We start from the raw sequence: 21,567 nt of genomic DNA, 5'->3' as shown, positions 1-21,567 counted from the left end.
AACCCAGGAGTGACTGGATTGGGTTCCTTTATATTAAAGCCTACAGCCTTGTCAAAAGTTTTGAATTATGAAAGATTTTTGGTGCTTCTATGGCATCTCGTTGTTACTACTGCCTTGTTCGGACACTTCCTTTCTTGGCCAAAATTGCCCAATATTTTTGCATATCGGATATTACTCCTGCTATTTATTATTTTCTTTATACCCTATGCCAGAAATAAGGGCTTTAAGTTGTTCGAGGGTGTACCCCAAGTAATAAAGTATTATTGGGGAGGTTGGCTGGTCTGGTTAAGCTGGTCGGCCATTTCTCTACTATGGGCGGCTGACAAACTTATTGTTATGCGGCATATTTACCTTATTTTTTCTTCCTTTTGCCTGGTGTTATTTACATCATTGTTTTTAAGTTCAGAACTCAGGTTGAAAAGACTTACGTTGCTAGTATTTTTTATAACATTGATTTTTATGGCCATAGGTTTATGGGAAAGTTTAACGGGCAATCATTTGTGGGTTTCAGGGGTGAAGGCTAAGGTTTTTACTCCTACTGCTGTCTTTCATAACCCGAACGATTTTGCTGCTTTTCTTGCCCTAGCGTTACCTTTTATGTACGGCATGATGAGGTCTACTCGGCATACTATTCTCAAATTAGCAATTTTAGCCTTACTTTTGTTTGGTTTTCACCTGCTTCTTCGTACCGGTGGCAGGGCGAGCATCCTTGCTGTCCTGCTTGAAATGGCCGTTGGTGTGTGGTTGATAGCTTTTGGGCGCTGGGGACGTATCGTAAAAAGGGGAGTTATCACTCTGTTTTTAATAGCACTTATCGCTAACTCCTGGCCGGGAGCCGGTGAATACGTCAGTAATATCATGTTAGGTCAAATCGCAAACATGACTGAACAGTTAAACTCCGTGTCATTGGCTGATCCCTCCGTTAGCAACCGACTGAAACTTTCGCTCTATGCTTTGCAGGTGGGTTCTCGGTATTACTGGATGGGCGCTGGGGGTGGAAATGCCGAGTATCACCTCCGGCAGTCTGCTTCAGATACTATGGGCGTTTCCAGTGTTCACAACTGGTGGATAGAGCTTCTAGTGGATTACGGTGCTGGGATCTGGATTTTGCACGTTACAGGCTACGTAGCCCTTACCTTCATGTTGTACAGGGTTTTTCGAACGAGCGACAGTCGAATTTTGAGGATTTGGGCTGAAGTTGCTTTGCTTTCTTTAACGGGCTTTTCTCTGGCAGTGCTTGGCCCAAGCGGAGTCATTGGTCTACGGTATTTCTGGATTATCATTGGTTTTGCCTTGGCGGTTGTTACTTGCCATTATACTAAAGGAAATACGGGGAGCGAAAATTTGTGAAAGTACTTGTACTGTCGCATATGTACCCCAACGAATTTAATCCAAGCTATGGCCTTTTTGTTCATCAGCAGGTTACAGCTTTGCAAAGGCTTGGTTTGGAATGTAGAGTTGTGGCTCCTGTACCGTGGACCGCACTTGGCCTGGGAAGGTTAAATGAGAAGTGGAATAAATATGCCAGTACGCCGGAGAGGGAGAACCTGGAAGGAGTTACTGTCTATCATCCCCGGGTGATAACTTTTCCCCGAAACTTTTGGTTATCATCATCAGGGTGGTTTTATTACTACGGCATAAAAAGTTTTGTAGCCCAATTAACTAGGGAATTTCCGTTTGATCTAATCCACGCTCATGTAGCTCTTCCGGATGGATACGGGGCTGTGCTGCTCAAAAGGCAATATGCTAAACCTGTGGTGGTTACCATTCACGGGCTGGATGTTACGCAAACTGTAAAGCGGAGCATTTTCTGTAGAAGAGCGGTGCAAACTACCTTGAACAGGAGCGATAAGATTATAGCTGTTAGTACTATGCTTGCTGAGCTGACCGCCAAATATGTGAAGGAAGAACAAAAAGTTACAGTTGTTCACAACGGGATATCCCCTGAACTTTTGTATAAAGGCGAAAGCCCGCTGCGGGAGCGGTTCAAAAACAAAAAAGTTATACTTACAGTAGCTGCTCTGATTAAGCTTAAAGGTTACGACTACACCCTGAGAGCTCTCCGGGAAATTAAAGAAAATGTACCGGAGTTTGTTTTTATAATCGTTGGGGACGGGCCGGAAAAGAGAGAGCTGCAACGACTAGTCAGTGAATTGGGCCTAGACCACAATGTCGTGTTTGCGGGAAGGCAGCCTCACCACCGGACGATGGAGTATATGTCCATCTGTGATGTGTTTGTGATGCCTAGCTGGAAAGAGGGGTTCGGTGTGGTTTATCTTGAAGCCATGGCCCACGGTAAGCCGGTTATTGCCTGTAAAGGCCAGGGGATTCAGGATCTGATTGTGAACGGTGTCAACGGGATACTGGTTGAACCAAAAGATGTAGGAAGTTTGGCGGAAGCCCTTAAGAATCTTTTACTAAACTCTGAACTTAGGCAACAGATTGGCTGGAGGGCTAGGGAAACGGTGTTGAATGGTTATACATGGGAAGATAATGCCAGAAAAATGACGGAAATTTATAAAGGAATTGTGAGTAGGAAACGCAGTAACGGGAGGATAAAGCTTTGAAAAAGGTCTGTATTATTACCTCTGTTCACCCCTGGAATGATATTCGGATATTTCATAAGCAAGCAAAATCACTGGCCGCGAAGTATGAAGTCCAATTGCATGGCATAGCGCCGTTTTATTATAAAAAGGTGGATGGTATTGATGTATTTGGTTTGCCTTCATACTCCCAACGGTGGAAACGCCCTCTTAACTGGTTGAGATTGTTAGGGAGAACTTTAAAATCCGGCGCTTCAGTTGTACATTTTCATGATCCTGAACTTATACCGTTGGGAATCGTTTTAAGATGCCTGGGCAAGAAAGTGATTTACGATGTTCATGAGAACTATCCCTTATCGATTCTGTCCAAGGAATGGCTGCCGGTTTATCTGAGAAAGTTTGTTGCTGCTGTTTTTAAACTAGTGGAAAAAATAGCAGCCATATTCTTTAACCGAGTGGTAGCTGTCACGCCTGATATAGCTTCCAATTTCAAAAAAGGTGATGTGGTAGTAATCAAAAACTATCCTTTGGTTATAGATGATTTGATAAAAGAAGTTGAGTTTAAGAGGAATCAAGAGATTCATACATTAATATTCGTGGGATTGATGCGTCGGGTTAGGGGAATAGCGGAGCTAGTTAAGTCGTTGGATTATTTAAGTCCTAAGCATCCCGTCAAGCTTCAGCTGGTGGGGAGCTTTGCCGACGAAGAATTTGCGCGGGAAATCGAGGAACTTTCTCGCGGTAGAAATGTCGAATTATTAGGCCAGGTAAGCCATCGCGAGGCCATCGGATTAATGGTGAAGGCTACAGTAGGACTGCTTTGTTTTCACCCGGCACCAAATCACCTGACTGCCATGCCGAACAAGATGTTTGAATACATGGGTGCGGGGTTGCCGATAGTAGCTTCCGATTTCCCCCACTGGCGGAAGATTGTGCAGCAAAACAGGTGTGGAGTGACTGTCAACCCTTTGAACCCAGCAGATATTGCGCGGGGCATCGAATATCTTTTAAACAACCCCGATTTACGGGAAGAGATGGGTCGTAACGGGCATAAAGCTTACTTAGAAAGATATAACTGGCTGTCCCAGGAACGTATTTTATTGGAAACGTACGAGAAACTTTTCGATTGAAAAGTTAAACAGGAGGTTGCCCATGCTATCCATTTTACGCAAAGAATATGAAATATTGGCTCCTATAGTAATAGGCTTTGTTCTTGCTTGTGTGTTTACAGTAATAGTGAGCGTTTGGGGCTACAATTCTTTCGTTGAAGTGGCTAAACATACGATTGCCTTAACCAACAAAGCAATGAAAGGTCAGTTTTTACAGGACCCTTATTATACGGGAGCTTTTAACGCGGAGCCCCCTCTGCTGGCCTGGGCAGCGGCCCTCTTTGCAAAGATTTTCCAACTGGATGCTGTGCAGGGCTACCTGTTCGCTACTGGTCTAGTGATATTTTTGGTGCCATTTGTAGTGTATCTAATTACTCGCGAGACTAGCGCGGATTTGTTGGAATATTTGGTGATAACTGTTGTTATCTTGGGAATATCCTTTGTTGATCTGTTTGAGCTGCCCGCTGATGTGGGTGGTGCCTTTATATTGCTTCTCTGGATGGTTTACTTGGTAACTAAAACAAAAGGTTCGTCAAGTAAAGGAAACGTTGTGTTTTTGGGTCTTTTGGGGACGGCTGCAGTGATGCTATTAAAACCTGTATGGATTTTGGCAGGAGTTGTCAGTGTTTGGCTTCATTTTAAATTATCTGAGAAAAAAGAAGAAATTAGAGTACTGGAAGCTGTGCTTTTGCATACCGCTGTTTTCTCCTCTATTTTTTGGTTACCGCAATTTATCAGCCTCTTACGTTTTGGTTTTGAGAATCCTGTTATGACGGAAAGTTTTCCATTAGCTATATCTTCCAGCTTAGTTCCGCTTTTCGTAACAGGGTCATTGGGCGTTTGGTCATTAGCTCGGTACAGAAAAGAGGCGTTTATCAGGGTTTTATGGCTTCTGGTCTTAGTTCTTTTTGGCTTAGTGTTGCTGGACTGGGGATTCAGGGATCTGTTTCAGACCGGTTTATTGTTGTACAAGATAAGTATACTTTTCAAAGTTGTCTTAGCCTTTGGGATAGCGTTTTTCCTGAAAGAAATTTTAACCTTACTCAGACAAAAGCAGGGCTCAAAAAGGGCAGCGGTGGCGGTAGTAATAATGGCTGGGGTTCTAGTATTTTGGAATATAACCGTTGCTACCGACCAATTAGCACCGGTTGAAGCATTTCGCTTAGGTAACGAGCTTAACCCTGCATTAGAGGTAATTGCGAGCTGGCCCGGTATTGCTGAAAAAACATTGTTGTTAAGCGAAGGAACGGAGGACGTATTAGTAAAGGTGCCGTTAACAGCCTTTTGGGTAAAAGAAACATCTTATATGAATCCGTCGGCCCGGCAAGAGAGACGAAAGAATTTAATGGAGATTATTGCTGTTGCCAACAACAGTGAGGATGTTTACCATATACTAAGGGACAATCCCTATGGTTCGATTGATGGTCTGTTGCTGGTTAAAGACGGGGACAGGTACCGGCTGACAGAGAAGCTGTCGATTTCCCAAGACGTTTTTCAAGGCCCGTATTTCCGAAAAGTAGTCGATGAGCCTCGCTATTCCTTGATTATGCTGAATAATGTTGCCGTAGCCGGTCAATTCGTTGCTCCACCTAAGCCTGTTAACCTGGGGAATAAAATTTTATATTTAGGAAGTTTATTTACGCCTCTGGCAGACGGCAAAACCCGGATCACCATGTATTTTAAAGTTATAGGTCAAATGAATGATGATTACAAACTCTTTCTTCATGGCCGAGTGAAGGACAAATCTATCCTGGAAGAGAATAGAAAAAAATACGGATATGCTAATTTCGACCATAGTTTTTCTACTCCTACCAGTCAGTGGACGGTCGGGGAAATTTATGTTCATACGTATGTTCGTAAGATCAATCCTGGATGGTATGATTTTAAGTTCGGCTTCTGGAAGCCCGCAGGCGAAAATGATTCAGCAAAGAGACTTTATCCCGTTGGGAGCGTGGATCCAGGGGTACGAATAGGGTGGGTTCAGATAAAGTAGTGGGTAGGCTGGGAAAACTGGTCAGTTAAAGCGGGTGATTTGGTGAAGAAAAGGCCGTTGGTAAGTATTGTTATTCCTACCTATAACGAAGAGAATTATATCGCCAGGTGCCTGCAGTCTTTGTTAAAGCAGACTTATCCTGCCGCCTGTTATGAACTAGTGGTGGTGGACGGCTGTTCTACCGACCGCACGGTGGAAGTAGTGGAGGAGAAGGCTGCGGGTTGTCCCGTAGAAGTGCGTTTGCTGTCGAACGAGCGGCGGGTAACTCCGGTGGCCTTAAACATGGGTATAAAGGAAGCCCGCGGCGAAGTGGTTATTATACTTTCCGGACATGCTTATGTGGCGGAAGATTTTATTGAGAAGTGTGTGGAGTACCTGGACAGGACCGGCGCCTCCTGTGTGGGAGGACCTTTGGAAACCGTGGGAGAGGGCTTCATGGCCCGCTATATTTCCCAGGCGCTGTCTTCCCCTTTTGGGGTGGGCAATGCCCGGTTCCGCTTTTCAAAAAGAGCGCAGCCGGTGGACACGGTGGCCTACGGCGCCTACCGGCGGGAGGTTTTTGAGAAAATCGGTCTTTTTGATGAGCGATTGATCCGCAACCAGGATATAGAGTTCAATTACCGCCTGCGACGCCAGGGCGGGTTAATTTACATGACGCCGGAGATCAGGAGTTATTACGTCAGCCGGAGAGACTTGATTTCCTTTGTTAAACAAAGCTTCGGTAACGGAATGTGGAATGTGTATACCTGGTTCCTGCACCGGAATTCTTTGTCTTGGCGCCATTTTGTCCCTGCCGCTTTTGTTGCGTCGCTGCTGTTGGGGTTAGTATTATTACCTGGATTTCCCTGGTTGCTCTGGTTCGTAGCCGGAAGTTATATCTCTGCCGCGCTGGTAAGCTCATTAATCATAGCCTTCCGGGAGAAGGATTGGCTGAGCTTTTTCGTTCTTCCCTGGATTTTTGCCTGCCTTCACCTTAGTTACGGTGCTGGGACGCTGTACGGGTTGTTAAGGCTGATGTTTTGGAAGGGCAAAGATTAGTAAGGCGGTTTAACTGTTCTGCTGGAGGACAGAGGGGGTGCCCGGTTTGGTTTACCTGCTGGCAGCTTTCATGATTACGGCCTTTACAGTTTCCTGGGCCGTTACTCCACAGGTAATAAAACTGAAGATTCTGGACAGGCCTAACCACCGTAAGATCCACCGGTCACCGGTGCCGAAGGCGGGGGGTATAGGGATCTACCTCGGTTTCATGGCGGGAATGACGGCGGCTCATTTCCTGCGGGGGAAGTTAGGGCTGGAAACCAGTCCTCAGGTCATCGGCATATTGCTGGCAGCCGGGCTGACATTTTCCCTCGGACTGGTGGACGACCGCCGGGAGCTGCCGGCAGGAGTGAAGCTGTTGGGGCAGGTGGCGGCTGCTCTGGTACTGGTTGGTTCGGGGGTGGCGTTTGGTTCAGGGCCGGCTGCCTGGATGGTAACGGTAGCCTGGGTGGTGCTGGTGCTCAACGCGGTTAACCTTATTGACGGTTTGGACGGGCTGGCCGCGGGAATTGCCGTTATTGCCGCTGTTGTTTTCCTTTTCATAGGCGCTGTTGAGGGACAGGCCCTGGTGGCCGTCCTGGCGGTGTGTCTTATCGGAGGCACTTTGGGTTTTTTGGTCTATAATTTTCACCCGGCGCGGATATTTATGGGAGATACGGGGAGTTTGTTTTTGGGGCTCGTTCTGTCCTCCCTGGGCATCCTTGTGGCGAGAGATTCCGGTTCCCTGGAGGGAAGCATGGTGCCGGTGCTGGTGCTGGGAGTGCCGCTTTTTGATACTTTTTTGAGCATCCTGCGGCGCTATATCCACCACCGTCCCATTTTTGCCGCCGACCGCAGCCATTTTTACAACCTGCTTATGGACCAGTGGGGCTTTTCCCACCGGGCGGCGGTATTGGTCAATTATGTTCTGGCGGCAGTGTTCGGAATGGCAGGAATGGCATATTATTGGGGAAACGGGGTTTTGCAGGCGGCGATTGTTGTGCTAGTGTTGGCCGGCTCGGTTTACGGGGTATATCGTTTTGATCTGCTTAAAGTAGACGGAGCCCGGGTCGTTTATTCCAAAGAAGAAAAGATGTCTATGTAGGACGTTGAATAGTTGAGTAGTTTACTTTTTCAGAGCGTCCTTTAATAAGATCTTTGAAAAACCCGGCAACCGTTGAAGCTCCAGGCTTACCGGGATCACCTGATTTTGACTAAATCCGTTTCACTACAATCATATTTGCAGTCAATATCTCCCGCCGCTTTGAACGAGGGCATAATACTAACTTCTAACAAGAGCTACGGGGATTGGGCGGACTTTCTGGGAGATCCGGTGACAGCGGCGGCCCTACTTGACCGCCTCCTTCACCACTCAGTTACCATCAACATTCGGGGCGAGAGTTACAGGTTGCGCAAAAGACGTAAAGCAGGACTTTCTACTGCACCCCCCACACCGGAGGTGAAGCCGGCCTAACAAACTATATACCCGGGGATGTTGGACTTTTTCCGGCCAAAACCGGAACTTTTCAACCGGCGATTTGGGGAATCTCTAATTCGGCCTTGCCATTTAACATAGCGTCATCTCAAAATTTCACGTATATAGAAAAATATTTATTGTAATTTTTACCAAAAATAAAAGCCAAATAGCTGCATTAGAACAGCTTGTCCAAATGTTAACCATGACAATTGATATTGTTCACTAAAGCCTATATTACGGTTCTCTAAATATGCTGCTATTGGAAACATAAGAAATGGGTAGATAAAGATACACGCTCGAGCAGTTTCTCCCGTTTTATATGCCCCTGTTAGAAACATTGCTAGAAGGGAAGAAACACCTAGTATAGTTATTATAAATAAATCCTTACTCTTTTTTTTCAAAATAGTAATTCCCCAAAAGGCTAGAATAGTTAAAAACGGCCCTAAAAATAGTAATATTTCAAAGATGTTTTCTAAACGAGTAAAAAAGTAATCTATAGGATCAGACAGAAGTCTAAAACCTTCCGGGTTTTCTATTGAAGAAGCAATTCTAAAAGAATTCAAATAATTGAAATTGAATACAACATATATAACTAAATATATAAGAAATAGAGATGTTATAGTGATTAGCAATTTAATAATATTTTTTTCTCTTAACACTTCGTAAAATAATAACACTGGTATAATAAATAAAAAACCAAAGGTTAAAAATGAGGCAATAAACAAACAAAATGTTGTTCCTAATATACTTACAAATCTATTTGAATGCTTAAAAAAATATATTACCCCTAATAATACACTCGATATTAATGCATCCAGTGTAGGTAATAAATTTGTATACTAGGAATTAATAAGAATAAAAAGCTTACGTAATTTGAGATATTATTATCGAACTCCTCAGCAAGTATATTCTTTAGAAAGTAAACAGATAATACTACAGAGACAAATATTATGGTAATTACCATTAACTCAGGCTTTTTTAAAGACCTATACATTAAATAAAATAATAATACTGCTCCTGGAGGATGTGTTTGGGAATGAACAAGTAGGTTAGGTTGAAGCTCTTCAAAATGAGACAAAAAATATAGTGGATTACTAATTTTTATGGCATCATGATAATACTGAATGCCTTTAACCCCACCACCAGCTATAGGGGTTACTAGCCCTGACCAACCCTGTAATAAATTGGTAAGTAAAATTAAAATAATTCCTGAAGTTATGATTAAATAAAGTCTCGTATTAACTAAAAGTTTTTTAATAATAAAGTGAAATAATATAAAAATTGCTAAAGCTAACAGAAATTGCTTTACGGTTGGTAATAATCTTAGCGAAAAAATACTAATGGGCCAATATGTAGGAGGATTATAACCAACTAATTTACTCAAATACCTTATAGTAACGTTTGATAAAATAACAATCATTACATAACATAATGATAAGTTTATAATGGTTTTTAAGCTAAATAATTTTGTTCTAAAAAAAGAGCTTTCTCCTAATGCTTGCCTATAATTTTTCCCTATATTCATCAAACAACCTCCCTCACCTGTAACTTTTTTTCATATACTCCATTTTCTTTTTTACCTTTATTGGTCACCGGAGATAATCGTGATAGAAGAATAACCCAAAAATAAACAGGTTTACTAACGGCGAGCGGAAAAATAAGATAACCGCTATATTCCTTAACTGTGTAGTGACCCCCAATTTGTCAACACCTTAAGCGACATTTTTACGGGCGAGATCTCTGAAAAATCCGATAACCGTTGAAGCTCTAGGTTTACGAGGATTACCTGATTTTGACTAATTCGTGTTACTACAATCCCCTTTCCTGCCAATATTCCCTAATCAATGTCATCTTTGTAGCGATTTCTGAAGCTAATCTGGCTCTGTGCGCCATTTTCTTCGCATTTAGGCATATAAAGGTCATCAGCACTTGAATGGCTACCCGCTCCAGGCCACGATACCGGGCTCTCATCATCCGGTGCCAGGTTTCCGCTTCGGCAAATACGCGTTCAATCATCTTTCGCATCCGCATCGCGCACTTTATACCACGAGGTCGGTTTTCAAATACTTCCAGCCTCACATAAAATCGACTACGAGGCCCACCAAGGGCCTCATTACTAATAAAGTTTCTTTTCAACTACAAAAATGTTGGAGTTAGTACTATCGCGACCATATATACATTTATACATTCGGCAGCTTCCCATCAATTTCCTACATTTTCACCTCCCGTCCTTTCGTTTTGCAGCGATAATCAATAAAAGTTGCACGCTCTCTACGGGTTAAAACGCATCCCGTGGAACTGGACTAAATATATAGCACCGTATGCAGAATGCTAAGGTACGAAGCAAAACAGGGGGGCTTAAAAGGGGCAAATGCCCGTTCGAAAAAGCTATTCACCGGAATTTAAAAGCGATTTGTATTGGAAATTCTCAATGAAGAAAAATCGATTTCACACATAGCCTCAGAACATGGTATCCACCCCAATTTGCCGAAGCGTTGGAAAAAAGAGGCTGTTGAAAGACTACCCCAGCTATTTATCGGCGAAGAAAAGAATATCGAGGCAATGAAAGCAGAATATAAATCCAGGATTTATATGCCGAAGTTGGACAACGCAATTGTCCTGGTTGAAAAAATTTGGGTTTCTGAATTATCACGGGCCGAGCGTATGGCTCTAGTTAAGTGGGACAACTCTAATATCCCCATAAAAACCCAGGCGAAATTATTAGGGATTAGGCAGTACTCCACATCGAAAAGGTGGCCTGACCTTTTATTTTTCCGAGAAAGACTGTCAGCGATGTCCTCGAAAAGATTCGTGCCTTAGCAAGTCAGAGACCCGCAAACGAGTGGTTATTGTTGACGTAATGATAATTGCCCTGGGGTTTATTTAAGAAACCTTAACACTGATCCTCAAATTAAGGTTAAATACAAATATCTTTTGGCCGAAGAGAAACTTCGAGAATTCGTGGATAGAGGATACCAGATTTACTACTTACGTGAAATGAGACAATTCAATAGGAGTGTATACGGTTTTGACCCGTTAGATTACGGTGCGGTTTTGTTAGATGTTAAGGCAGGAAATTGATGGAAAGATGTCGAATGTATCAATGATTATTGCAGAGAATAAGCAAGTTTACAAACGAGGAGGCTCCACTTTTGCTTGAAATAAATATGAATTCTTTTCCAAGAACAGTAAGTGCAGTAATTCTTTCTTTTTTAGTACTGGTATTTATGGTTAAGGGTGTAATACAACAGATACCATCAACTTATCCCAATATGCATTTGTTAGCTAGGACGCTAATAATAATTTTTGCGTCGGCTATCTACGTAGTAGTCATTAATTGGAACAAAGTGCAACGTTATCCGCTTTTAGTAATTTGCTTGCTCAGCATCTTTATAGTTGCAGTGTTATATATTCCTTTTAGATCCACTCCATTTGGTCTTAACGGAATTTGGGGCGACGCTTGGTTTGTCACCAGTTCTATAACCAAGTTTTCACAAAACTGGTCGTTTGTTGATTTCACCTACAAAGGATTGCCATCCTTTTATCCGCCTTTATATTTCTACGTTCTCGGTAAAATCAGTTTGTTCCTGGGAAAAGCGCCCTATCTAATGGTTCGGTATGGTGTGTTCTTGACAGCATTTTTATTACCCTTTGCTGTTTTTTCTTTGTGGAGGCAGATAGTTTCTCGGGAAGCAGCAATAATTATCACATTTTTAAATTTTTTGGTCTTCAATGGTCTGCTACTATACAAGCCTTATGAATTTATATCGCTAAGCTTGTTTGTGCCCTGGTGGCTTTACTACGTCGAAAGGGTATCCGGAGAAAGTATAAAGGGAAGTAGAGTGTTTATAGGGGGAGTTATAGGTGCCCTGCTGTTTCAGACATATTACTACTATTTTTTCATTGGAGGACTTAGTCTAATTCTTAATATATTGATACATCTTGGTGCCGGCGAATCGGCTCGCAAGATAATTCGAGAATTTGTATTGAAAATCTACGTTTTAATCGTATCGGCTGCTCTAAGTTTGCCGTACTGGGGTCCCCTGTTATACAGCTTGATCAAATTTGGAAGCGAGCCGCTTCAAAACAGGTGGTTTACTCCAGGCCACATCAATTTTTACATACCTTTCTTCAACCTTAACTTTTCAGGTGTTATACTGTTGGGAGGCTTTCTTTACTTGATTTTTGTTAATAACAAAACTACGTCTAGTCTGAAGTTGTTACTTGCAGCTTGTTACATTTGGTACTTAGTTGGGTACGTAATGATTATAGCGTTTAACTTGCCAATTCTGCACGTTAAAGTAAACCAGATGATTAATACCGTTTTAATGCCAGCAGCTGGATTAGCCATTTGGAGTCTGCTGAAAGAAGCAAAGGTTAGAAAAATTATTAAAAATACTGGGGTGGCTTTTTTGACAGCTGCATTTATACTTTTCACGTTGCAGACCTATATTACCGGCGTCGAAAGGAACAAGCTTTTGGAAAATGCAAATAAACAGAAGGTTAACGTTAAACTTGCGAAAACGTTCAACAAGCCTGAGTATAAGGGAAAAGTTTTTTTAACAAGTAACTTTGAGCTGCTAGCTTACGCCCCGGTATACGCTTTCATTGTAAACAACGCTCACTATAGTCATCCGGCAGCAAGGTTTCATGAAAGGTTATCCTTTTTGGAAAGCTTAAGTAAAATTGATAATCCAGAAGAGTTTGCCCGAAAGTTGGCTAACAACAAGTACAGTAAGATTGATTATATTTGGTTGAATTATAAAGATGGAAAGTATCATTTAAACATATCGGATGATAACTTTCCTAATGGAGGCAAATCTGTCCACATAAGCTTCGACGGTAAGCTGTTCAGCAGCCAATACTTTGAACGTATTGAAGACAATGGTTACGTTTTATTCAAGCTGAATCCTGAAAGTGGCAGGTAGATCTTACCCCACTGAGTAATATTTCTAGAATAGGGTGGGCTTATGAAACAGACCGGATTACAATTGAAACGCGGTGGAGAGAGTTTCGCGGGATCACAACCATACTACCCGAAGAGTTATGGTGGTTTTATCAGGCATTTGATCCTTGAACTTCGCCCTAAACAATGGACCAAGAACCTGATTGTATTCGCTGCTCTAATTTTTTCCGAGAACATTTTTGATGCGGAATTACTAATACGGAGTATAGGGGCTTTTTTTGCGTTCTGCTTTATTTCAGGAACGGTTTACATACTAAATGACATTTTTGATCGAGAGAAGGATAGATTACATCCAACAAAGAAATACAGACCCATTGCGTCAGGAAAGTTGAGTGTTACGGCGGCGACTGTTAGCGGAATTGTCATATTGACATTTAGTTTGGCGATGTCTTTTTACCTGGATTATCTTTTCGGAGTAATTATGGCCTTTTATTTTTTGATCAATGTGGCTTATACGTTAAGGCTAAAACATGTGGTTATTGTTGACGTAATGATAATTGCCCTGGGTTTTATTTTGAGGGCCGTTTCAGGGGCAGTGGTAATTGGTGTACAGTTGACTTCCTGGTTTTTGATATGTACCATGCTTTTGGCTCTGTTTCTGGCTCTGGCCAAGCGGCGCCATGAGTTAGTCCTTCTTCAAGATGAAAAAGAGGAACATCGGCCAGTTTTAGGGGAGTACTCCACTCATCTTTTGGACCAGTTAATTTCTATTGTTACTGCCGCCACTATAATGGCATATGCCTTGTATACCTTCACCTCGGACAAACCTGTGGAACTGATGTTTACCATACCGTTTGTCATCTACGGGATGTTTCGATATTTGTATCTCGTTCATATAAGAAATCAGGGAGGCAGTCCGGAAAGGATACTGTTGGAGGACAAGCATATTCTACTTACGGTTATCCTTTATGGAGTTAGTGTGATAATAATCCTGAAATATTTTTGAGAGAGTGAAACTCAGTGAACGTACTGGAAAAGATCAAGTCCAAGATTTTTGCGGGAATTATTCTGGGCTTTTTAGTCATGATTGGCTTTGCCCTGTTTGCCGACTTGCGGAAACTTCAGGCGGTTCTGGTAGAGTTTCAATGGCGGTATTTGGGACTGGCCATAGTTTTTACCGCTGTAAACTACCTTCTTCGCTTTGTAAAGTGGGGTATGTATTTGCGTGAATTGAATATTTCTCTGGCTCTGCGGGAAAGTTTAGTCGTTTTCCTGAGCGGTTTGACCATGTCCATTACCCCGGCCAAGATAGGAGAAGTTCTCAAGTCATTCTTGCTGGAGAAACTCAAGGGCATACCTATCAGCCGGACGGCGCCTATTGTGGTAACTGAACGAATCACGGATCTGATCGGCATGGTTCTGTTGGCCAGCTTTGGAGCCACTATTTTTGCTTACGGTCGACAACTGTTGGTCGGTACTTTTCTGCTTCTGGCCCTGTTTATTCTTGTGGTGCAGTCAAGGAAGACCTCTCTGACGATCCTGGAGTTTTTAGGAAAGTTGCCGTTGGTTAACCGTTTTGCCGGGAGTATTAGAACGGCCTATGAGAGTACCTTTTTAATGTTAAGGTTTCCAATCCTACTTAAGGCGATTGCTATCAGTTTTCTGTCCTGGTTTTTTGAATGCTGGGCTTTATACATGGTTTTCAAAGGTTTCTTTGTCGACCAGTCTCTGGTAAGTTCTATGTTCATTTTTTCCTTCTCCTCCATAGCCGGAGCAGTGTCCATGGTCCCCGGCGGGCTGGGGGTGGCCGAGGGAAGTATGACCGGGCTGATGCTTATGCAGGGCGTACCCAAAGCCGTTGCCGTTGCGGCGACATTGATCATCAGGTTTGGCACTCTCTGGTTTGGAGTTTTGATAGGAGTTAGTACATTGATGTGGAATCTTAAGAAATTCGGTGGAGCGGCTGAGGAAGCGAGACAGAACAGTGTGGAAGTTAGTTCCTGATTGGAGATAATAGGGCTCCTGCGGGAGGAATTAGCGGTCCTATGCTTATCTGTGACTTTCATATACATACTGAATACTCCGCAGATTGTAATCTGAAATTAGAACGGTTGGTAGAAAGGTGCCGGAAAGTTGGGCTTAACTGCGTGGCGATAACGGACCATAATGAGACTCAAGGGGCGCTTCAGTTAAAAAAGTATGCTCCTTTCAAGGTGATTGTGGGTGAAGAGATTAGAACCAGTGAAGGAGAGCTGATTGGGTTGTTTCTGGAGGAAAAGATCCCGCCGGGTCTTTCCCCGGAAGAAACAGTTGAGAGAATAAGGGAACAGGATGGGTTAGTGGTAGTACCTCACCCATTTGACCGTTTTAGGAGTTCTGCTATCCGCACTTCAGCTTTGCACAGGATTATAGATAAGGTGGATATTATTGAGACCTTTAACTCGCGCAATAATTATCGCCACGACAACAGGAAGGCTGAACAATTGGCGAAACAGCATTGTATACCTGAAATAGCCGGTAGCGATGCTCATTTTTCTATGGAGATTGGTAATGTAAAACTGTTTCTACAGGACTTTGCGGATCAGAGGCAGTTTCTTGAGTGCTTAAAAACCAGTAGCCAGAGAAAATTGAGAAGAAGCAGTTTATTGGTTCATGGAGGAACTAGGTTGGTCAAATGGCAAAATAGGTGCACCTCGGTATAAACCCGAGGTGCATCATTTACTCTTCATATTGCTCAAATAACTGCCCCCACCGGAAATGTTTCTTCACGTATTCCATCCTCTTTCTGCCTTTGGTGGGCCACCATAAATAGTCGTGGTAGAAGAAAGAGCCGAAAATGAATAAATTGACTAAAGGAGTGCGGAAAAACAGATTTTGAATTGATTTTAAAGGCCCGAACCATAAGATGTCTCCTACCCGGGAGGCCAGGTTGTCCCCAACTCTGAATCCGAAGTTGACGTTGTTAATGTCTTCTCCCACGACTTTTATTTCCCGGGGATCACCGATACCCAATCCTTTTTCATGGGCGATACGAATAAAGGGTAGGCTCAAGGGGTCAAAACCCATCATTTTAGCTGCCACTGCATCGATGGCGACCTGATCGTGGCTGGCCAGGATGTAATCTTTTTCTATGGGCTCCATAGTTCTGGGCCCGGGACCGTTGCCGCAGACGGTTCCATCCATAACGGCAAAGATGCCGGGGTGAATTTCTTTTTGGATGGTGAGCAAGTCGACCAGGGTTTCATGGATGACACTGTGGGTGTAGTGTCGTTTGGTATTGAGGAGGCCTCCAAAAGCGTTTTTCATAGCGCCGGTCGTGGTAGTGTAAATATGACACTTCATGGTGGGCAGGTGAACCATGTTTTTCCCGAAAAAGTAGTCCGGAATGCGGATGCCCTCGGGGAAAATCTTATCCAGGACCAGCATTTGGCCCTTAGGCTCGTAAACCACCCATTTCATATCTTCGTCTCGAAAGTTGTAAAGGACGGGGATATCGTACTTCTTAAAAATTGGTCTGTATTTGTTCAGCTTCTCGCCTTTGAAGGCATTGGTTACCACGGTTTTGTTTTGAACACAGGTTATGTCTTTAAAACCTAATTTGCGCAGGCCAAGGATAGTTCCCTCCAGCTGCCATGGGGTTGTATTGGCGCTCAGGTAGGGGAAGTGCCAGGAAATATTGTCTTTCAGTATGGTTGTGATGCTAGCGTCCAGGTGTTTGTGAACCTGGGCCATTTCAAGCAACCTGGCGTAATCATCGAGTACGGTTTCCGGCCGGGTTTTCAAAACGTAGACGGTACTCATGGTAAGACCTCCTCCTGGTGTTGATTTAAGGGCTGTCTGACGCCTCGATACCAGTTGATTTTAAGATCGTTGCTCCTGGCATAGAAATACAGGCCATGAAATACCCTCATCACATAGATTACCTTAGCCGGCGGGCTCAACGGCTCCTTCCAGGGGCGGGAAGACAAGATGGTGTTTAACTTGTACTGCATGCGCCAGTGGCGGAAATCGTATTCGCCGTCATAGTAGAAAGGTTCCAGCAGGATACTGACGATGTCCCCTAACACCGGCTGGTATTCAGTCAAGGTGGTTTCCGTGAAACCAAGGATTCTTAGATCCTCAATCAGTTCGTCTTCGTTCTGGTATTCTCCCAGCAGCAACCTGATCAGCGCTCCTTTTTCCTGATTAGTTAATTCTACCATGCACCCAAAATCGAGGACTGCCAGTTTGGGAGCGCCCTTTTCATTGACAATTAGGAAGTTTCCCGGGTGAGGATCGGCATGAATTAGCCCTTCTACAATAGAACGACCGACGAAATGAAGATAGGTTCTGAGGAACCATTGTTTTTGTGCGGCTGTTTCCTGTTTGAGAAATTCGTGTAAAGGTGTTCCGGAAATCCATTCGTTGACCAGCAGCTTGTCGTTGCAAAATTGCGACTCCACTCTAGGGATGAGAATATCTTTTTCCTTACTTAGAAGTTCTCCAAGCAGTTGTTGCGAGTAGGCTTCCTTTATGTAATCACATTCTTCCAGTAGTTTTCGCCTGATAGAATCGGCAACTTCAATTACTGCCGGATTGAAAAAGGGAAAGAATTTTAGGCAGAACAGAACAAAAGATACCAGGGAAAAGTCGCTCCTGATCTTTCTTTCAATTCCTTCGTACTTGACTTTGACCGCATATTCTTTGTTTTTGTACCTGAGGCGATATACCTGGCCGATCGATGCCTGCGCAGCCAGCGCAATATCTTCTATACCATCGCAGATTCCTGCTTCCTTGAGTAGGTCATGAATTCTTATTGGCTCCGGTTTTCCCTGGTTGTATAGCTGGTAGAAGGATTGAAATCTGTCCGTGAGGTATAGAGTCAAATGTTGGCCGGCTTTTTGCGGGAACCCGTGTAATTTTCCCAAGGTGGCCGATATTTCGTCATAGGAGGTAGATTGTAGCGCTTTCTTCAACAACATGAGCAGTTTTAGGCTTCGCAACAATCCCGTTTATATTTCCTTCTTTCCAGGAGAATTCCCTGCTGGAGGTTACCGCTGATATAATTCGTCGCCCTGATAACTTTTCAACAAATTAAGGTAAAATCCTTTTTCCTAGAACTCTTTGGCCCGTTCCATTGGCTGATCAGCTTGGGTGCGTACCTGGGGCAGGACTTCCACGGGTGTTGTCGAATCAAAAAGCGAACCCGTTTTATCAGGTCGTGAATTAAAGTAGATTCGGCGTAGAAATTGACAAGGAGATCATATTATGGACCAGTGGGGTCTTTACAATGAACATCCAGGGCTATTGTCTGCAGATAGGAGTAATGAAAAAGAGGGAGGCTAAAAGAATTGAAAGCCGATAACGATTATCAGAAGCTGTTACAAATGGCAAAGCAACTGGATTTAGCCCAGCAGCTTCGCCTGATAGAAGAGTTGGCGCTTTCGATTCGGCGGCAGGCGGAAGTAAGTCCGCGTCGAAGTATCTTGGAGTTACAAGGAGTGGGTCAAGAAATTTGGAAAGAAATTGATGTAACCAAGCATGTCGAGGAGGAGCGGGCGTCATGGGATGGGTAGATTTAAAATATCCTTATAAAATCGAAACATTATCGGAAGAAGAAGGAGGCGGTTTTCTCATTACTTACCCGGATCTTCCGGGTTGTATAAGCGATGGGGATACAATAGAGGAAGCAATTGCTATGGGAGAGGATGCTAGGAGAGCGTGGATAGAAACTAGGTTAGAGCAGGGTCTAGAAGTCCCAATGCCTTTTTCTGGTGCTAATTACAGCAGGTAGAAGTTATGCTACGGATGAAAAGTAAGTTCGGCAAGTTTCATAAGAACAGGTGTTAATTTTCTCAGCTCATCTTGTTAGCGAATAGGGGTGCATGTTTATGCGAATACCTCTTTCCGGCCCGGATATTACGGAGAGGGAAATTGAACTGGTCAATGAGGTGCTGCGGTCCCGGTGGTTGAGTATGGGGCCGAAGGTGAAGGAATTTGAAGAGAAAATGGCTGCGTACGTCGGTCGGCGGTTTGCGGTGGCGGTGAACAGCGGGACCAGCGGGCTTCACCTTTTGGTGCGCAGCCTGGGTATCGGCGAGGGGGACGAAGTGATTACCACCCCCTTTAGTTTTGTGGCTTCGGCCAACTGTATTCTTTACGAGAGGGCCAGGCCGGTATTTGTGGATATAGACCCGCTGACGTTGAACATTGATGTAGACAGGATTGAGGAAAAGATTACAGAACGCACCAGGGCCATTTTGCCGGTGCACGTTTTCGGCCAGCCGGTGGATATGGAGCGGGTAAGGGAAATAGCGCAAAAACACGGGCTGGCGGTGATAGAAGATGCCTGCGAGGCGATTGGGGCGGAATACAGGGGCAGAAAAGCGGGGGCGCAGGGCGACGGGGCAGTCTTTGCTTTTTACCCCAACAAGCAGATGACCACCGGCGAAGGCGGGGTAATCGTTACCGATGATGAGGAAATAGCCAAGCTTTGCCGCAGTATGCGCAACCAGGGGCGGGGAGAGGACGGAGCGTGGCTCTGTCACGAGCGGCTGGGGTTTAACTACCGGATGGATGAGCTGAGTGCCGCCCTGGGGATTGCGCAACTGGAGCGGATAGAAGAGCTGCTGGCCAAGAGGGAAAAGGTGGCTCGGATGTACAACGAGAGGCTGCGCGAGATTGAAGGGGTAAAGGTGCCTTACGTAGCGCCGGAAGTAAACAGGATGAGCTGGTTTGTGTACGTCATCAGGCTGGAGGAAGGCATTGACCGGGATAAGGTGATGGAATACCTGACGGCCCATGGTGTGGGCAGCCGTCCTTATTTTACCCCCATTCACCTGCAGCCGTTTTATGTGGAACAGTTCGGCTACAAAGAAGGCGACTTTCCGGTGACCGAGCGGGTGGCCAAATCAACCATCGCCCTGCCGTTTTACAATAACCTTACGGAAGAGCAGGTTGATTATGTGGTGAAGACGCTGGAGAGGGCTTTGGCGACGTTTTGAAGGGAATGATATTATTAAGATATTCGTATCAAGTAGTACCGTTATCATTGCCGTATAGATCCCTCATCAGTTTTTCCCGTACCGCTTCAATTTCTCTTTCTATCTTATCCCGCGTATACCCTTTTTCCCGAGCCTCTACCTCGAACTCTTTCAATAGTAAGTCTAGTGATGAAACTGGTTCTAAAACAACTCGGTTATTATCTACGTAAACGCGAAATTTGGTCTTAGGAGTAATTTGTAGCTTCTCCCTGACCTCTTTTGGAATAGTAATTTGCCCACGTTCGGTTGGACTGATAAGCCTATCTTCCATAGTACTATTCCCTCCCGTTCTACTGTTATTATATTAAGTATTCTTATCATAAGCAATAAGAATTATTACCTCTTTCGGTTCAAGTCGTTGAACCTGTATTTAAGCCGGGGACGGTTCTGAACTTAGTCAAAAATGAACCCCACTGCGGTGGCAGTGGGGCGGGGTACAGTTTTAATGCAGGTAGTCATCCAGTTCGGACAGTTCATTGATATCAAAGATGTTATCTATCAACTGCTGTAGTACATAGGTATCTTGTTCTTTTATTCTGACCACATACTCCTTTGGCAGCTTACGGAACTTTTTAATCAAAAGTCTAATGGTAATGTCTACCAAGGATTCTTCCCTACCTTCTTTCCTGCCTTCTTCCATGCCTTTTTTCATACCCTTTTCAAAAATCCTTTGGTAACCGGCGGATTCTTCGATGCCCAGCATTTTTTCCACCTCCTGAAAAACGGCATCAATAGTCTGTTTATCGTAAATCAAACCGGCAAAAATTTCCGCTCTGAAGAGCGCTGTTTTTTTGGCTTCCTGGTCCAGGTTGCTGGCTATAATATCTTCTACGCATTGCCGGAGAAATTTTTCCTTGTCTCTGTTACGTTTTTCCCGGTCCACCAGCGGTAGCAAAGAACGCAGTTGCTGGTAGGGTGTATTTCTCAATTCCTCATAGTTCAGTTTACCCAAATCGACAAGACGATAACGATAGTCCAGCATATTTTCAGTTCCCAGGCGGTAATGCAGTTGACCGGCCATGTTCATTTCCCGCTGACCGAGATAGATGACCACCTGGTAGACGGGCAGGCGGTAGGTTTTATGAATTTCTAAAGCGTAGCGCAGCATGCGGTAGGGCATTTCCCGGTCGTTATGGCTTTGGAACTCCAGATGGATGGCCAGAGGACCTTGTTCACTCATTGCCTCTACGACCAGGTCGGAGAACCTGGTTTCCACCTGGGGGAACTCAATTTTCAGGTCGTTGACTACTGTAGCCCGGATGTCACTGAAGTAATTGATGAGATCTTCTGTCCCGTCGGCAAATAAGTCTTTAATGGTAATGTCATACCGGTTACCGCTTTTTGGCTGCAAAAATATCACCGCCTGATTCATCCTGACTTAATTTTACCAGACAGTTAAGGCTCCGGCAAGGCTGGTTGTACAGCGGAATGTGTCAAGTAGTATCGGGTAAAATTTTCCCTGCTCCAATCGAGGCTTAAAAGTGTACGTCAAATTACGAT

Annotated in this window: 20 protein-coding genes and 2 pseudogenes; 15 read left to right on the top strand and 7 right to left on the bottom strand. The window is 44.0% G+C overall.

Translation table 11 applies throughout. The features are described from left to right. Nucleotides 1-513: 513 nt before the first annotated feature. The 7 genes and pseudogenes from KKC1_RS13985 to KKC1_RS13955 all read left to right on the top strand — a co-directional run. Entirely contained in the window at nt 514-1,350 is an 837-nt protein-coding gene (locus KKC1_RS13985) for an O-antigen ligase family protein (protein WP_192868260.1), read from the top strand. After that, complete coding sequence (locus KKC1_RS13980) at nt 1,347-2,567, top strand: glycosyltransferase family 4 protein (RefSeq protein WP_088555040.1); 1,221 nt, start codon at nt 1,347-1,349, stop codon at nt 2,565-2,567. The genes KKC1_RS13985 and KKC1_RS13980 overlap by 4 nt, the downstream gene beginning before the upstream one ends. Next, nucleotides 2,564-3,673, top strand: a complete 1,110-nt coding sequence (locus tag KKC1_RS13975) for a glycosyltransferase family 4 protein (protein WP_088555039.1) — start codon at nt 2,564-2,566, stop codon at nt 3,671-3,673. Before KKC1_RS13980 ends, KKC1_RS13975 begins: the two co-directional genes overlap by 4 nt. A gap of 22 nt (nt 3,674-3,695) precedes the next feature. Continuing rightward, the gene (locus tag KKC1_RS13970) at nt 3,696-5,645 is read left to right on the top strand and encodes a hypothetical protein (RefSeq protein WP_088555038.1); all 1,950 of its coding nucleotides are present in this window, start codon (nt 3,696-3,698) and stop codon (nt 5,643-5,645) included. Between the two features lie 42 nt (nt 5,646-5,687). Next, entirely contained in the window at nt 5,688-6,683 is a 996-nt protein-coding gene (locus tag KKC1_RS13965) for a glycosyltransferase family 2 protein (protein ID WP_192868259.1), read from the top strand. Nucleotides 6,684-6,720: 37 nt separating this feature from the next. After that, nucleotides 6,721-7,767, top strand: a complete 1,047-nt coding sequence (locus KKC1_RS13960) for an MraY family glycosyltransferase (protein ID WP_088555036.1) — start codon at nt 6,721-6,723, stop codon at nt 7,765-7,767. 171 nt (nt 7,768-7,938) lie between these two features. Continuing rightward, nucleotides 7,939-8,136, top strand: a pseudogene (locus tag KKC1_RS13955) (ATP-binding protein); the annotation flags it as partial. A 149-nt stretch (nt 8,137-8,285) separates the two neighbouring features. Here KKC1_RS13955 and KKC1_RS13950 read toward each other — a convergent pair. The 3 genes from KKC1_RS13950 to KKC1_RS17140 form a co-directional block, all read right to left on the bottom strand. Beyond that, complete coding sequence (locus KKC1_RS13950; RefSeq protein ID WP_088555034.1) at nt 8,286-8,864, bottom strand: hypothetical protein; 579 nt, start codon at nt 8,862-8,864, stop codon at nt 8,286-8,288. A gap of 80 nt (nt 8,865-8,944) precedes the next feature. Further along, complete coding sequence (locus tag KKC1_RS13945; protein ID WP_088555033.1) at nt 8,945-9,664, bottom strand: hypothetical protein; 720 nt, start codon at nt 9,662-9,664, stop codon at nt 8,945-8,947. A 284-nt stretch (nt 9,665-9,948) separates the two neighbouring features. Beyond that, nucleotides 9,949-10,218, bottom strand: a complete 270-nt coding sequence (locus KKC1_RS17140) for a transposase (protein ID WP_088555032.1) — start codon at nt 10,216-10,218, stop codon at nt 9,949-9,951. A 292-nt stretch (nt 10,219-10,510) separates the two neighbouring features. Between KKC1_RS17140 and KKC1_RS13935 the strand changes: the two are divergent. The 5 genes and pseudogenes from KKC1_RS13935 to KKC1_RS13915 form a co-directional block, all read left to right on the top strand. Then, a pseudogene (locus tag KKC1_RS13935) lies at nt 10,511-10,881 on the top strand (transposase); the annotation flags it as partial. Between the two features lie 410 nt (nt 10,882-11,291). Then, nucleotides 11,292-13,067: an arabinofuranosyltransferase gene (locus KKC1_RS13930; protein ID WP_088555030.1), complete on the top strand. Its 1,776-nt coding sequence runs from the start codon at nt 11,292-11,294 to the stop codon at nt 13,065-13,067. Between the two features lie 42 nt (nt 13,068-13,109). Beyond that, the gene (locus tag KKC1_RS13925; protein WP_088555029.1) at nt 13,110-14,051 is read left to right on the top strand and encodes a decaprenyl-phosphate phosphoribosyltransferase; all 942 of its coding nucleotides are present in this window, start codon (nt 13,110-13,112) and stop codon (nt 14,049-14,051) included. Between the two features lie 14 nt (nt 14,052-14,065). Further along, nucleotides 14,066-15,049 (top strand): lysylphosphatidylglycerol synthase transmembrane domain-containing protein, encoded by a 984-nt coding sequence (locus tag KKC1_RS13920; protein WP_088555028.1) that lies wholly within the window; start codon nt 14,066-14,068, stop codon nt 15,047-15,049. 41 nt (nt 15,050-15,090) lie between these two features. Continuing rightward, nucleotides 15,091-15,747 carry a PHP domain-containing protein gene (locus KKC1_RS13915; RefSeq protein ID WP_088555027.1) on the top strand — a complete coding sequence of 219 codons (657 nt, stop codon included), beginning with the start codon at nt 15,091-15,093 and terminating at the stop codon, nt 15,745-15,747. A gap of 16 nt (nt 15,748-15,763) precedes the next feature. Here KKC1_RS13915 and KKC1_RS13910 read toward each other — a convergent pair whose 3' ends face one another. Together KKC1_RS13910 and KKC1_RS13905 are read right to left on the bottom strand one after the other, a co-directional pair. Next, entirely contained in the window at nt 15,764-16,846 is a 1,083-nt protein-coding gene (locus KKC1_RS13910) for a DUF362 domain-containing protein (protein ID WP_088555026.1), read from the bottom strand. After that, a complete protein-coding gene (locus KKC1_RS13905) occupies nt 16,843-18,030 on the bottom strand; it encodes an AarF/UbiB family protein (RefSeq protein WP_088555025.1) in 1,188 nt (395 codons plus the stop codon). Before KKC1_RS13905 ends, KKC1_RS13910 begins: the two co-directional genes overlap by 4 nt. Nucleotides 18,031-18,375: 345 nt before the next feature. Here KKC1_RS13905 and KKC1_RS13900 point away from each other — a divergent pair, with 345 nt between their 5' ends. From KKC1_RS13900 to KKC1_RS13890, 3 genes are all read left to right on the top strand, one after another. Then, a complete protein-coding gene (locus KKC1_RS13900) occupies nt 18,376-18,600 on the top strand; it encodes a hypothetical protein (protein ID WP_202820099.1) in 225 nt (74 codons plus the stop codon). Then, nucleotides 18,588-18,818, top strand: coding sequence for a type II toxin-antitoxin system HicB family antitoxin (locus tag KKC1_RS13895; protein WP_088555024.1), 231 nt, complete (start codon nt 18,588-18,590; stop codon nt 18,816-18,818). Before KKC1_RS13900 ends, KKC1_RS13895 begins: the two co-directional genes overlap by 13 nt. Nucleotides 18,819-18,915: 97 nt before the next feature. Then, nucleotides 18,916-20,028 carry a DegT/DnrJ/EryC1/StrS family aminotransferase gene (locus tag KKC1_RS13890; RefSeq protein ID WP_088555023.1) on the top strand — a complete coding sequence of 371 codons (1,113 nt, stop codon included), beginning with the start codon at nt 18,916-18,918 and terminating at the stop codon, nt 20,026-20,028. A gap of 28 nt (nt 20,029-20,056) precedes the next feature. On the opposite strand, the gene KKC1_RS13885 is transcribed toward KKC1_RS13890, so the two are convergent. Then, complete coding sequence (locus KKC1_RS13885) at nt 20,057-20,338, bottom strand: AbrB/MazE/SpoVT family DNA-binding domain-containing protein (RefSeq protein WP_088555022.1); 282 nt, start codon at nt 20,336-20,338, stop codon at nt 20,057-20,059. Nucleotides 20,339-20,509: 171 nt separating this feature from the next. Beyond that, on the bottom strand, nt 20,510-21,418 hold the full coding sequence (locus KKC1_RS13880; RefSeq protein ID WP_088555021.1) for a DUF4351 domain-containing protein: 909 nt from the start codon (nt 21,416-21,418) through the stop codon (nt 20,510-20,512). Nucleotides 21,419-21,567: the final 149 nt, after the last annotated feature.

The sequence above is a fragment of the Calderihabitans maritimus genome, assembly GCF_002207765.1.
Taxonomy (GTDB): Bacteria; Bacillota; KKC1; order Calderihabitantales; family Calderihabitantaceae; genus Calderihabitans; species Calderihabitans maritimus.
Note: the sequence above shows the minus strand (reverse complement) of the source record. Positions and strands in the feature narration are given on the sequence as shown.

What these genes read in the sequence shown, in the direction of transcription:
- KKC1_RS13885 (WP_088555022.1), bottom strand. Translation starts at nt 20,338, where the DNA reads ATGGAAGATAGGCTTATCAGTCCAACCGAACGTGGGCAAATTACTATT.
- KKC1_RS13910 (WP_088555026.1), bottom strand. Translation starts at nt 16,846, where the DNA reads ATGAGTACCGTCTACGTTTTGAAAACCCGGCCGGAAACCGTACTCGAT.
- KKC1_RS13895 (WP_088555024.1), top strand. Translation starts at nt 18,588, where the DNA reads ATGGGATGGGTAGATTTAAAATATCCTTATAAAATCGAAACATTATCG.
- KKC1_RS13970 (WP_088555038.1), top strand. Translation starts at nt 3,696, where the DNA reads ATGCTATCCATTTTACGCAAAGAATATGAAATATTGGCTCCTATAGTA.
- KKC1_RS13945 (WP_088555033.1), bottom strand. Translation starts at nt 9,664, where the DNA reads ATGAATATAGGGAAAAATTATAGGCAAGCATTAGGAGAAAGCTCTTTT.
- KKC1_RS13925 (WP_088555029.1), top strand. Translation starts at nt 13,110, where the DNA reads ATGAAACAGACCGGATTACAATTGAAACGCGGTGGAGAGAGTTTCGCG.
- KKC1_RS13890 (WP_088555023.1), top strand. Translation starts at nt 18,916, where the DNA reads ATGCGAATACCTCTTTCCGGCCCGGATATTACGGAGAGGGAAATTGAA.
- KKC1_RS13915 (WP_088555027.1), top strand. Translation starts at nt 15,091, where the DNA reads ATGCTTATCTGTGACTTTCATATACATACTGAATACTCCGCAGATTGT.